The organism is Serratia sp. MMO-28 (assembly GCF_037199905.1).
Lineage (GTDB): Bacteria > Pseudomonadota > Gammaproteobacteria > Enterobacterales > Enterobacteriaceae > Chania > Chania oryzae.
The window spans coordinates 16,455-29,297 of record NZ_JBBCVB010000024.1 but is presented as its reverse complement, the minus strand read 5'-3'; the positions used below and the strand labels follow the sequence as shown (position 1 = coordinate 29,297).

The 12,843-nt window shown below is 52.4% G+C and carries 11 protein-coding genes; 8 read left to right on the top strand and 3 right to left on the bottom strand.

Annotated elements, in window-relative coordinates:
- Window positions 1-5: 5 nt before the first annotated feature.
- From WG891_RS19670 to ydgT, 3 genes are all read right to left on the bottom strand, one after another.
- A complete protein-coding gene (locus tag WG891_RS19670; protein WP_337261627.1) occupies window positions 6-1,040 on the bottom strand; it encodes an NADP-dependent oxidoreductase in 1,035 nt (344 codons plus the stop codon).
- A 368-nt stretch (window positions 1,041-1,408) separates the two neighbouring features.
- Complete coding sequence (uspC, locus tag WG891_RS19665; RefSeq protein WP_337261626.1) at window positions 1,409-1,828, bottom strand: universal stress protein UspC; 420 nt, start codon at window positions 1,826-1,828, stop codon at window positions 1,409-1,411.
- 154 nt (window positions 1,829-1,982) lie between these two features.
- Window positions 1,983-2,198 carry a transcription modulator YdgT gene (gene ydgT, locus WG891_RS19660; protein ID WP_337261625.1) on the bottom strand — a complete coding sequence of 72 codons (216 nt, stop codon included), beginning with the start codon at window positions 2,196-2,198 and terminating at the stop codon, window positions 1,983-1,985.
- 1,568 nt (window positions 2,199-3,766) lie between these two features.
- Between ydgT and flhD the strand changes: the two genes are divergently transcribed.
- From flhD to WG891_RS19620, 8 genes are all read left to right on the top strand, one after another.
- Complete coding sequence (flhD, locus tag WG891_RS19655; protein WP_337261624.1) at window positions 3,767-4,117, top strand: flagellar transcriptional regulator FlhD; 351 nt, start codon at window positions 3,767-3,769, stop codon at window positions 4,115-4,117.
- A complete protein-coding gene (gene flhC / locus WG891_RS19650; RefSeq protein ID WP_337261623.1) occupies window positions 4,117-4,701 on the top strand; it encodes a flagellar transcriptional regulator FlhC in 585 nt (194 codons plus the stop codon). The genes flhD and flhC overlap by 1 nt, the downstream gene beginning before the upstream one ends.
- Before the next feature lie 154 nt (window positions 4,702-4,855).
- Window positions 4,856-5,746: a flagellar motor stator protein MotA gene (motA, locus tag WG891_RS19645; protein WP_337261622.1), complete on the top strand. Its 891-nt coding sequence runs from the start codon at window positions 4,856-4,858 to the stop codon at window positions 5,744-5,746.
- A complete protein-coding gene (gene motB, locus WG891_RS19640; protein WP_337261621.1) occupies window positions 5,743-6,813 on the top strand; it encodes a flagellar motor protein MotB in 1,071 nt (356 codons plus the stop codon). The genes motA and motB overlap by 4 nt, the downstream gene beginning before the upstream one ends.
- Complete coding sequence (cheA, locus tag WG891_RS19635) at window positions 6,810-8,771, top strand: chemotaxis protein CheA (protein WP_337261620.1); 1,962 nt, start codon at window positions 6,810-6,812, stop codon at window positions 8,769-8,771. Before motB ends, cheA begins: the two co-directional genes overlap by 4 nt.
- Before the next feature lie 30 nt (window positions 8,772-8,801).
- Window positions 8,802-9,302 (top strand): chemotaxis protein CheW, encoded by a 501-nt coding sequence (gene cheW, locus WG891_RS19630; RefSeq protein WP_337261619.1) that lies wholly within the window; start codon window positions 8,802-8,804, stop codon window positions 9,300-9,302.
- Window positions 9,303-9,455: 153 nt separating this feature from the next.
- Window positions 9,456-11,123 carry a methyl-accepting chemotaxis protein gene (gene tsr, locus WG891_RS19625; RefSeq protein WP_337261618.1) on the top strand — a complete coding sequence of 556 codons (1,668 nt, stop codon included), beginning with the start codon at window positions 9,456-9,458 and terminating at the stop codon, window positions 11,121-11,123.
- 89 nt (window positions 11,124-11,212) lie between these two features.
- Window positions 11,213-12,829 carry a methyl-accepting chemotaxis protein gene (locus WG891_RS19620; RefSeq protein WP_337261617.1) on the top strand — a complete coding sequence of 539 codons (1,617 nt, stop codon included), beginning with the start codon at window positions 11,213-11,215 and terminating at the stop codon, window positions 12,827-12,829.
- The last annotated feature ends 14 nt before the right edge of the window (window positions 12,830-12,843 follow it).

Sequence of the window (12,843 nt, the reverse complement as noted above, 5' to 3'; positions counted from 1 at the left end):
GATTATTACTCGTTGCCGACGCGGATCACCAGCTTGCCGAAGTTTTTCCCCTGCAGCAGACCAAAGAATGCCTGAGGCGCGTTTTCCAGCCCATCGACGATATCCTCGCGGAATTTGATTTTACCTTGGCTAACCCATTCCCCCATTTGCTGCAAAAACTCACCAAAACGCGGGGCATAGTCATCGAAGATGATAAAGCCCTGCATCTTGATGCGCTTGCGCAGAATCAGGCTTTGCAGCAAAGGTAAGCGATCTGGGCCTGCAGGTAATTCGGTGGCATTGTATTGGGCGATGATGCCACAGACCGGGATACGTGCCTTGGTGTTTAGCAATGGAATAACCGCATCGAATACCGCACCACCCACGTTTTCATAGTAAACGTCAATACCTTGCGGGCAGGCGGCGGCCAGTTTTGCTGCAAACTGAGGGGCGCGGTGGTCGATACAGGCGTCAAAACCCAGCTCATTGACAACGTAACGGCATTTTTCTTCCCCACCGGCAACGCCTACCACGCGGCAGCCTTTTAGTTTGGCGATCTGCCCAACCACCGAACCTACGGCACCGCTGGCGGCGGCAACCACAACCGTTTCCCCCGCTTGTGGCTGGCCAATATCCAGCAGCCCCATGTAAGCGGTAAATCCTGGCATACCTAAAACGCCAAGCAGCCGGGAAGGGTGGTCCAGCTTGGAGCCCAGATTGCGCAACCCTTGGCCATCCGACAGCGTGTACTCTTGCCAACCCTCGTAGCCCAACACCCAATCGCCGGTTTTGAAGTCAAGATGCAGTGATGAAACGACGCGGGATAGGGTGCCCCCGACCATAACCTGCCCGATTTGCACCGGTGCTGCATATGAAGGAGCATCACTCATACGGCCACGCATATAAGGATCAAGCGAAAGGTAGACGGTACGTAACAATAACTGGCCTACCTTAGGCTGGGGGATCTCGACAGTTTCCAAGCGGAAATTTTCAGCCAGTGGCTCGCCATGTGGGCGAGAGGCCAAAACGAAACGGCGGCTATAATGCGGTTGCTGGGACATCGGATTCTCCTGAACGGCAGGGTGAGTAATCTAGTCTACCCAATATGTGGCATGAGAAAATAACGTTATGTGCGCATAGGCATATGGCAGACAGACAACTTTCATTCTAAAGAAAAATAATAAACGTGTATTTTTCATGTCACTTAATGAGCGATTCTTTACATCGCTCATTAAGTGAGTTGAATATCAATTTTATCAGGGGGTAATATTTTCAGATAAGTGATTTCCATTGGGAATTATTTATTGTGGCAGGATGATTCTGATCATTTGACGTGGCTTAATTTACATTATGAAATAAGCGTTAGCCAAGCCTGGCCTGGAAAACGTAAACGTAAGTCAGCGGAAATGATACGGCGATTGCCCGTTCGTCATAGTGGTATGATCAATACATCAATGCTGCTGGTATTAATAAAACGCGCAGCGGAGCAGGTCACTTTGTTCAGCATACTGTCACTGTGGTTGCCGCAAATAACCAGATCAAAGGGTTGCCGCTGATTGGCATAAGTCAGGCAGTCGCCCAGCTCACCGTGGATAATACGGGTATTGCTGATGGGGTAATCGGTGCGCGAGCGCAGCTCTTCCATAAACAGCAATGTCTCTTCTTCCATCAAGGCACGCAGATCGCCGAGCATTGGGCCAGCGAAGTTATTATAGATCTCGGGGTTGGCGATCATACTCACCAGTGTGATTTGGCCATTGTAGGGGCGCACAATAGAAACGGCTTTTTCTACCAGCCGGTGACTGTCTGCCGCCACTGCTACTGCAACTAAAACGTTGTAGTACCCCATATTCCACTCCTGTAGCTTGATGATTTGCTAAAAGGGTAGAGCTTTGGCAACCCAATAAATGTGTTTCGTATCACGCGCGGCAGCAAATCTTGAGCTAGGCAAGGGGATCAGCCATAAAAGATAAAAAAGAAGCGCGCGCGTAATCGTGGGGGAGTTAAAGAACCTGTGCCCACAGTGACTTCGGTACTTTTCCTAGGTCGAACAGCTTTCCTGACACCAATTCTGCGCGGCGATGATCGGCTGCGCGGTACATGTTACTCATTTCGCCATCGTTGGTGATGGAGTAATTAAGCTTGTCATAGACTTTTTCTAAGCTGTCCAAACTGGAGCATTTACGGAATGTCATCAGATAATCGATGGTATTGGTCATGGTTGAAATGTAGCCTGTTAATTATTTTAAACCAGTAAGAGAAACATCACCTGTTTACGGGGTAACCGCGAACTGAGATGCACCGCCGGACACAAACGAAGGAAAAGAACAAACGAATCACGCGACAACAAAATAAACCCAATGGCGTTGTGAGCGCATAGGGAATGATAATATGTGCTAGCCATATCGGCAATATTCCTGAGCGTGCAAAGCATTAATTAGGGATATTCTTAGGGGGAGAGCTTGGGAAACTATTTTCTTTGCCATTTTGAACAGGTGCAATACTCAGGCAGGATGAGGTTTTCGGAGGTAACGGCTTGTGCACTTTGCTTATCCGTATCGCGATATCTCGCGGGCCTGCAGTTACTATATTTGTTGGTGTAAGCATCTGGTCTGATGACTTTAGCTGCCAAACACTCTTTGCGGTTCAATTTTTCTCCTGAATAACGGTTTGAACGCGACGCTTCTGTCATTGAAACGATTATCTCAGCGCGAAGTTACAGTAAATTATCTCATTACCGGAATGAAAATCATCTGCGTTAAGGCGAGCCATCGAATAACAACAGGTGAATTATTTACTGAGAAGGTGAGAGGTGTGGCTAGAATAAGGTGAGAAATACCCAAGTTAGGGGCTGAGTGAAAGGCCACTTTCTCTATGCCGCCTCCTTCTTAAAATAAAGTAGAGTATTAGGGGGGGCGCGCTTGGAATAACACTATGCCACGTAGGCGATCAGGTAATTAAATAAAAATAATGTTTTAATCATTTGTGACGATAACCATTCTAGTCTTTTTCTATTGGGGATTTTTCTGATGTCAGCAATGGTACTTTTCATTGTTTTTGAAACATCATGTTACGTTTGTTTTGTTGTTAAAAGTCATAAAGAACGGTTGGAACTCTTTAGTCAAAAATTAAAACAGCGTTCTTTTTTCGATTATTAAGTCAATTCTGAAATGTTAAAACCCTATAGTTTACATGTGTTATTTTATCTTCATGAGGATTTTTTAGTCTAACTGGTTGTTAATAATTAATTTATTGTGAATTTGCAGATTTTTGTTCTGTTATTTGGCTTTGGTGATGCATTTGTTCGAATTGATCTAAAAAAGTGTGTTTTTAAGCGAATAAACATTATTTTTAAGACTCTTTCTTACTTGTGGTTACTTTTTGAACTATAATGAATCAAAAAACAGTCACACATCCTGATGCTTTTCTTAAATATTTTTTATTTTTGTGACTTGCGTAGCACTTTTTTTAAAATAGCCTGTAGCTCTCGTTGTGTATGCTAAAGGTTCAGAGGTAGAGTTATATTGATATCCGGAATAATCCTAACAATTTGTAAAATAGTTTTATGGCGAAAGTGTCATAAAGCGGGGTTGCTGTATATCTAGAGCGATTGGTTCATATACGTACCAAATACTGAGTAACGCGGCCCTAATGGAGTAAGGCTTCAGCATTGTCATGGTTGACATGAAGAGATCTGTTTGCCAACTTCGGGAATAAACCCAAATCACGGGCGATAAGTTTATCACCCAGCGTATGTTTTTAAACATAGTCTGTCGGGATGGGGAATATGGGTACGTCTGAACTACTTAAACATATTTATGATATCAACTTGTCATATTTGCTTTTGGCGCAACGTTTGATAAATGACGAGAAGGCGTCTGCTATGTTCCGCTTGGGGATCGACGAAACTATGGCTGATGCCTTGTCGCAACTCACGTTGCCACAAATGGTCAAATTGGCAGAAACCAATCAATTAGTCTGCCATTTCCGCTTCAACGATCACAATACTATTGAACGTTTGACCAAAGAGTCCCGCGTGGACGATCTGCAGCAAATCCATACCGGGATTTTGCTATCAAGCCATTTACTGCAAGAGCTATCGGGTAAGAACGGTAGTGCGACAAAGAAAAGGGCCTGATGATGAGCGATAAAAGTATTGTGCAGGAAGCGAAAGATATTCAACTCGCAATGGAGTTGATCTCTTTGGGGGCTCGTTTGCAGATGCTGGAAAGCGAAACGCAACTCAGCCGTGGGCGTTTAATCAAACTTTATAAGGAGTTACGTGGCAGCCCACCGCCTAAAGGCATGCTGCCGTTTTCTACTGACTGGTTTATGACGTGGGAACAGAACATCCATTCATCCATGTTTTACAACGCCTATCGTTTCCTACTGAACAGCGGGCAATGCCGGGGTGTGGAAGCAGTGATCAAGGCTTATCGCCTGTACCTGGAACAGTGTCCGGAGCAGCCAGGTAAAGCGCCATTGTTGGCCTTGACCCGCGCCTGGACGCTGGTTCGTTTCGTCGACAGCGGCATGTTGCAGCTTTCCGCCTGTAATTGCTGCCATGGCACCTTTATTACTCATGCTTACCAACCACTTAACAGCTTTGTTTGCAGCTTATGCCAACCACCTTCCCGTGCAGTAAAAAAACGTAAACTTTCGCCGCAACTGGCCGATATTATTCCTCAACTGCTGGACGAGCAGGTTAAACGCGCAGTTTGAGTCTGCAGTAATGCCGATTTACTGAAACCAAAAACAGACAGTAAAACGCAGGAGCCCGGCACACCGGGGCCATGGAGTGGCCCGTGCTGTGTTTTATGTTATTCCTCCGCGCTGACCCCAGCTTCCATCCACATTGTGAATTTAAGGAATACGTGTGTTAGTTATTTTGGGTTATCTCGTGGTCTTGGGTGCGGTATTTGGTGGCTATATGATCGTTGGTGGCCATCTTGGCGCCCTCTATCAGCCAGCAGAATTCCTGATTATCGGTGGGGCGGGTATTGGCGCATTTATCGTCGGTAACAACGGTAAGGCGATCAAGTCCACGCTGCGTGCCATTCCCAAACTGATGCATCGTTCTAAATACAGCAAAGAGCTGTATATGGATCTGATGGCATTGCTGTATCGGTTATTGGCCAAATCCCGCCAGCAAGGCATGTTATCCCTCGAATTTGATATCGATAACCCACAGGAAAGTGAAATTTTCTCTAATTATCCGCGCATCCTTGCCGATAACCATTTGGTGGAATTTATTACCGACTATTTACGGCTGATGGTGAGCGGCAACATGAACGCATTTGAGATTGAAGCGTTGATGGACGAAGAGATTGAAACCTTTGAACAAGAGAGCGAAGTGCCTGCGGGCAGCCTGGCGATGGTTGGCGACTCGTTACCGGCCTTTGGCATTGTGGCTGCCGTGATGGGCGTTGTCCATGCGCTGGCTTCGGCCGATCGCCCGGCGGCTGAATTGGGTGCGCTGATCGCCAACGCCATGGTAGGAACCTTCCTCGGGATTCTGCTGGCCTATGGGTTTATCTCGCCGCTGGCCACGCTGTTGCGCCAGAAAAGTGCTGAAACCACCAAAATGATGCAGTGCATCAAAGTGACATTGTTGTCGAGCCTGAACGGTTATGCCCCGCAGATTGCGGTCGAGTTCGGCCGTAAGACACTGTACACCACCGAACGGCCTTCGTTTGTTGAACTGGAAGAACATGTGCGCCGGGTGAAAGCGCCGGCTGCGCAGGCGGCGGAAGAGCAAGACGCATGAAGCAAAACCACCCGGTGATTCTGGTCAGAAAGCGCAAAGCCCAGCATGCCGCTCATCATGGGGGTTCCTGGAAGATTGCTTACGCTGATTTTATGACGGCGATGATGGCGTTTTTCCTGGTGATGTGGCTGTTGGCGATTGCCAGCCCGCAGGAGCTGACGCAGATTGCCGAATATTTTCGCACGCCGCTGAAAGTGGCGCTGACCAACGGTAACAAAAGCAGTGCTGAGAGCAGCCCGATCCCAGGTGGCGGTGACGATCCCACTCAACAGGACGGATTGGTGAGAAAAAAGGCGGAGTCGTCTGAGGAACGAGCGGAAGAGCTGCGCTTGAACAAGCTGCGCGATAAGCTGAATGAACTGATTGAGTCCGATCCACGCCTGAAGGCGCTGCGCCCGCATTTGCTGATCAACATGATGGACGAAGGGCTGCGTATCCAAATTATCGACAGCCAGAACCGGCCGATGTTCAAGTCTGGCAGTGCGCAGGTGGAAAGCTATATGCGCGATATTCTGCGTGCCATTGCTCCGGTGCTGAACGACTTGCCGAACCGGATCAGCCTGGCGGGGCATACTGACGATCTGCCTTATGCCACAGGCGAACGCTATTACAGTAACTGGGAACTGTCAGCCGATCGCGCCAATGCCTCACGGCGGGAACTGATCGGTGGCGGCTTGGCGGAAGGAAAGGTGCTGCGAGTGGTCGGCATGGCGTCCACCATGAGCCTGAAGCAGCACGGTGCTGAAGACGCCATTAACCGGCGTATCACGATCCTGGTCTTGAACAAAGAAACCCAGCAGGGCATAGAACACGAAAATGCGGAGAGCAATGCGATGGAAATCGGCCAGCCTGAAGGCGTGCGGCAGTTGCTGCCGCAGGCGGCGGTAGCGACAGTGGAACCGGTGGCCCCGCCAGCAGTGGAGCCCGCGGCAGGCCCGACCCCGGTAGCGCTTCCGGCCACGCCGGCAGCTCGCCCGGCGCAGCCCAGCCCAACCACGGCGATTCCGGCGGCCCCTTCCGCCACTTTACCGACTAACAGTGACTCGCAAGCCGAGGTGACCCCGTGAGCATGGACATTAGTGCTTTTTATCAGACCTTTTTTGATGAAGCCGACGAGTTGCTGGCCGATATGGAGCAACATCTGCTGGAGTTGGACCCGTTGGCTCCAGATATTGAGCCGCTGAATGCAATTTTTCGCGCTGCGCACTCAATCAAAGGCGGTGCAGCCACTTTCGGTTTCTCCGTACTGCAGGAAACTACCCACCTGCTGGAGAATCTGCTGGATGGTGCCCGGCGTCAGGAAATGAGCTTAAGCACCGAGATTATCAACCTGTTTCTGGAAACCAAAGACATTATGCAGGAGCAACTGGACGCCTACAAAACGTCGCAACAACCTGATACCGAGAGCTTTGAGTATATTTGTCAGGCACTGCGGCAACTGGCTTTGGAAGCACAGCAGCAGGGTACGCCCGCAGCGGCTCCAGCCATAGAAACCCCCATCGTGGAGTCAACTGCGGCGAGCGACGAGGGAATGTGTATCCGCCTGAGCGGCCTGAAACCGAGCGAAATTCCGCTGATGCTGGAAGAGCTGGGTAATCTGGGGGAAGTCCAGAATCCGCAGCAGAGCGAAAATAGCCTGGAAGTGACGTTGCTGACCTCAGCCAGCGAAGAGGCGATCAGCGCAGTGCTGTGTTTTGTGCTGGAACCGGAACAGATCGCATTCACCGCGCCCGCGCAGCCAGCCGCCCCGCTCAACGAAGCGCAGCCGGAAGCACCGCCTGCCAGCGTACCCCAGACCGTTGCGGCAGAAGTACCGAAAGCCCGTGCCAAGGCCAGTGAATCCAGCAGCATTCGCGTGGCGGTAGAAAAGGTCGATCAACTGATCAATCTGGTGGGCGAACTGGTGATCACCCAGTCGATGCTGGCACAGCGTTCTGGCTTGCTGGATCCGGTGAATCATGGCGACCTGCTCAACAGCATGAGCCAGCTGGAGCGCAACGCCCGCGATCTGCAGGAGTCGGTAATGTCGATCCGCATGATGCCGATGGAGTATGTGTTCAGCCGTTTTCCGCGTCTGGTGCGCGATCTGGCCAGCAAGCTAGGTAAGCAGGTGGAACTGACCCTGCAAGGCAGCTCTACCGAATTAGATAAAAGCCTGATTGAACGCATTATCGATCCCCTGACGCATCTGGTGCGTAACAGCCTGGATCATGGCATTGAAGAACCGGCCATGCGCCTGGCGGCGGGCAAACCCGCGGTGGGTAATCTGATCCTGTCGGCAGAACATCAGGGGGGCAATATCTGCATTGAGGTCACCGATGACGGCGCGGGTTTGAATCGCCAGAAAATCCTCGCGAAAGCCGCTTCTCAGGGGCTGACGGTGAGTGACAGCATGAGTGATGAAGAGGTAGGGATGTTGATCTTCGCACCGGGTTTCTCCACCGCCGAGCAGGTGACCGACGTTTCTGGCCGTGGCGTTGGGATGGACGTGGTGAAGCGAAATATTCAGGAGATGGGCGGCCATGTTGAGATTCATTTTCAGGCAGGCAAGGGCACCTCGATCCGTATTCTGCTGCCGTTGACGCTGGCGATCCTCGACGGCATGTCGGTCAAGGTTAATGAAGAGGTCTTTATTCTGCCGCTGAATGCGGTGATGGAGTCGCTGCAGCCGCAGGAGGAAGACTTACATCCACTGGCCGGTGGGGAACGCGTGCTGCAGGTGCGCGGAGAATATCTGCCGTTGGTAGAACTGTACCGGGTGTTCGACGTTGCCGGGGCAAAAAGCGAAGCCACGCAGGGGATTGTGGTGATCCTGCAAAGCGCGGGCCGCCGCTATGCGCTGCTGGTGGATCAGTTGATCGGCCAACATCAGGTGGTGGTGAAAAACCTGGAAAGCAATTACCGCAAAGTGCCGGGGATCTCCGCCGCCACCATCCTGGGTGATGGCAGCGTCGCGCTGATTGTCGATGTATCAGCGTTGCAGACCTTGAACCGTGAACAGCGTCTGACGGACGTGGCCGCATAACGATTAACGGGTTTTATTAAGGGGGATCATATGGCAGGACTGGCAGCCGTCAGCAAACTGGCTGGCGAAACGGTAGGTCAGGAGTTCCTGATCTTTACCTTGGGTAATGAAGAGTACGGTATTGATATCCTCAAGGTGCAGGAGATCCGCGGTTACGATCAGGTAACGCGTATCGCCAATACCCCAACGTTTATCAAAGGGGTGACCAACTTGCGCGGTGTGATCGTGCCGATTATCGATCTGCGCGTGAAGTTTGCCCAGCAAGGGGTGTCTTATGATGAAAACACCGTGGTGATCGTGCTGAACTTTGGGCAGCGAGTCGTGGGGATCGTGGTGGATGGCGTTTCTGACGTCCTGTCGTTGACCACCGAGCAGATCCGCCCGGCCCCCGAATTTGCGGTAACATTGGACACCGAATACCTCACTGGCCTGGGGGCGCTTGGCGAGCGCATGCTGATCCTGGTGGATATCGAAAAGCTGCTGAGCAGCGAAGAGATGTCGCTGATGGATAACGTAGCGAAAAGTGCCTAAACACAATCGAATACCAGAGCGCAGCCTGCTGCGCTCCGTCTCCAGCCCCGCAAATTAGTTTCCCTTCGCCATAAAGTTCCCTGCAACTGCGCCGATAACGTTGAAAGTTAACGTAGATAACGTTGGTCTGTGCCAGTTTTAATAAGGGTAAACATGTTTAATCGTATGAGGGTAGTTACCAGCCTGTTGCTGGTATTAGTGCTATTTGGCGCCTTGCAATTGATTTCCGGCGGGCTGTTTTTCTCCTCGCTTAAAAATGACAAAGAAAACTTCACCGTATTACAGACGATCCGACAGCAACAGTCCGAACTGAACGCAAGTTGGGTGAACCTGCTGCAAACGCGCAATACCCTCAACCGTGCCGGCATCCGTTACATGATGGATGCCAGCAAGATCGGCAGCGGTGCCAGCGTCAATGAACTGTTGGCCGCAGCGAAAAACACGCTGACCGTGGCGGAGCAGCATTATGTGGCCTATGAAAAAATCCCGCAGGATACCCGCCAGGATGCGCAGGCGGCAGAAAAACTCAAGCAGAACTACGGCATTCTGCATGATGCCCTGTCCGATCTGATCCAACTGCTGGGTTCCGGCAAAATCAACGAGTTCTTCGATCAGCCCACCCAGAGTTATCAGGATGGGTTTGAGCAGGTTTATAACACCTATCTCCGGCAGAACGACCAGCTCTACCTGAACGCCGTCGAAGACAGCCACCGCTCTTTCAGCTTCGCCATCTGGACGCTGCTCATCATGCTGATCGTCGTGCTGGCGGTGATTGTCCTGGTCTGGCTCGGTATTCACCATATCCTGATCCGCCCACTGAATCGCATGATTGCGCATATCAAACAGATTGCCGCAGGCGATCTGACGCAGCCGATCGACGTTATCGGCCGTAACGAAATGGCGGTTCTGGCGGCCAGCCTGAAACATATGCAGGGTGAACTGATCGAAACCGTCGGCGGTGTGCGTCAGGGGGCCGATGCGATCTACAGCGGCGCTTCCGAGATCGCTGCCGGTAATAACGATCTTTCTTCACGCACAGAACAGCAGGCCGCCTCGTTGGAGGAAACGGCCGCCAGCATGGAGCAACTGACCGCCACGGTGAAACAGAACGCCGAAAATGCCCGTCAGGCGAGCCAGTTGGCGCTGAGTGCGTCTGAAACCGCGCAGAAGGGTGGCAAGGTGGTGGCCAACGTGGTGCAAACCATGCAGGACATTGCCGGCAGTTCGCAGAAAATTGCCGACATTACCAGCGTGATCGACGGTATTGCTTTCCAGACCAATATTCTGGCACTGAATGCCGCAGTGGAGGCCGCTCGCGCCGGTGAGCAGGGCCGTGGCTTTGCCGTGGTGGCCGGGGAAGTGCGCAATCTGGCCAGCCGCAGTGCGCAGGCGGCCAAAGAGATCAAAGGCCTGATCGAAGACTCCGTCAGCCGTGTGGACATGGGCTCTGTTTTGGTGGAAAGCGCCGGTGAAACCATGGGCGATATCGTCAATGCCGTCACCCGTGTGACCGACATCATGGGCGAGATTGCCTCGGCTTCTGATGAGCAGAGCCGCGGTATCGATCAGGTCGGGCAGGCGGTGGCCGAAATGGATCGCGTAACTCAGCAGAACGCCTCGCTGGTGGAAGAGTCCGCTTCGGCAGCGGCGGCGTTGGAACAGCAGGCCAGCCTGCTGACCCAGTCGGTGGCGGTATTCCGCTTAAAGGCCGAGGGCCAGGGGGAGTTCAACGCCCCTGTTACGGGGAAAGCCGTTACTCCAGTTGTTAATCATAAAAAAACCAACGCCAGCGATCTGCAGGAGAACTGGGCAACGTTCTAACCGGCAATGGGCAGCGGCATCTCCACCGGCAGGCCGCGCCCTTTTTTCCGTCGTGAGCCGGTCGACGACCGGCTGTCAGGAGGCTTAGCGTGTTTAACCGAATCCGTATCTCTACCAGTCTGTTTCTGTTACTGCTGACGTTTTGCTTGATGCAACTGATCAGCACGGGCTTGTCGTATACCGCTTCCCGCTCTGATCACCATAATCTGAACCTTATCAGCCAGGGCAGCCAACAGCGCGATGCACTCAGCCTGAGCTGGGTCTCGCTATTACAGGCCCGTAATACCCTCAACCGCGCCGGGACTCGTGCCGCGCTGAAAGTGCCCCAGGAGCAGGTCAATGCGCTGATGGGCAGCGCGCGCAGCTCATTGCTGAAAGCCGATCTCTATTTCAATCAGTTTCTCGCCTTGCCCAGTGAGCAACAACAGCTGACGGCAAGCACCAAAGCCAGCTATGAGCGGCTACGCGGCGCTCTGCGTGAATTGATCGGGTTTCTGGAAAAGGGCGATCTGCAGGCGTTTATGGATCAACCAACGCAAAAGACCCAAGACCTGTTTGAAGCCGACGTTATCCAGTACCTGCAACGCGTTAACGAGAATATCAACCAGGCCAATGCGGCCAATCAGCTTTCCTTTACGCTGGCCGGTTGGCTGGTATGTGGTGCCGTCCTGATGCTGATCGTGGTAACGGGCAGTGCCATGTGGTGGCTGCGCAATATGCTGATCGGGCCACTGGGTATTATGCGCAGCCATTTCGAGCGGATCGCCAGTGGCGATCTGGCAACGCCGGTTAAGGTGGTGGGCCGTAACGAGATCAGCCAACTGTTTGCCAGCCTGCAACGCATGCAGAACTCGCTGATTGGCACCGTAGGCGCGGTGCGTGAAGGGGCGGAATCGATCCTGATTGGGCTGCAGGATATCTCGGAAGGCAATAACGATCTCTCTTCACGCACGGAGCAGCAGGCCGCTTCGCTGGAGGAAACCGCGGCCAGCATGGAGCAGTTAACCGCCACGGTGAAACAGAATGCCGATAACGCACGCCAGGCCTCGTTGCTGGCGCGTGAAGCCTCTGCTACCGCGGTTAAAGGTGGAGCACTGGCGGGTGATGTGGTTACCACCATGCACGATATTGCCAGCAGTTCGCAAAAAATCGGCGCAATTACCAGCGTGATCGACGGAATTGCCTTCCAGACCAATATTCTGGCACTGAACGCCGCCGTCGAAGCTGCCCGTGCCGGTGAGCAGGGGCGCGGCTTTGCCGTGGTGGCCGGTGAGGTACCCAATCTGGCCAGCCGCAGTGCGCAAGCGGCCAAAGAGATTAAAGGGTTGATCGACGAATCGGTGGATCGGGTGAAGCAGGGATCGATGTTGGTGGAAAGCTCCGGCACCACCATGCAAGACATCGTGCACTCCGTGACGCGAGTAACCGACATCATGGGCGAAATCGCCTCAGCCTCAGACGAGCAAAGCCGTGGTATCGAGCAGGTTTCGCAGGCGGTGACCCAGATGGATCAGGTCACGCAGCAGAATGCTGCGTTGGTCGAAGAAGCGGCTTCGGCAGCGGTGGCTCTGGAGGATCAGGCTATTACGCTGGCGGACGCGGTATCGGTGTTCCGGTTGGCGGACGATAACGTGACGCTGCCAGAAAATCGTAACAACGGCGTGTCGCCAATAAAAGAGGGCTCAGCAGATTGTCAAATCGCATAAATCGTATGAATTCC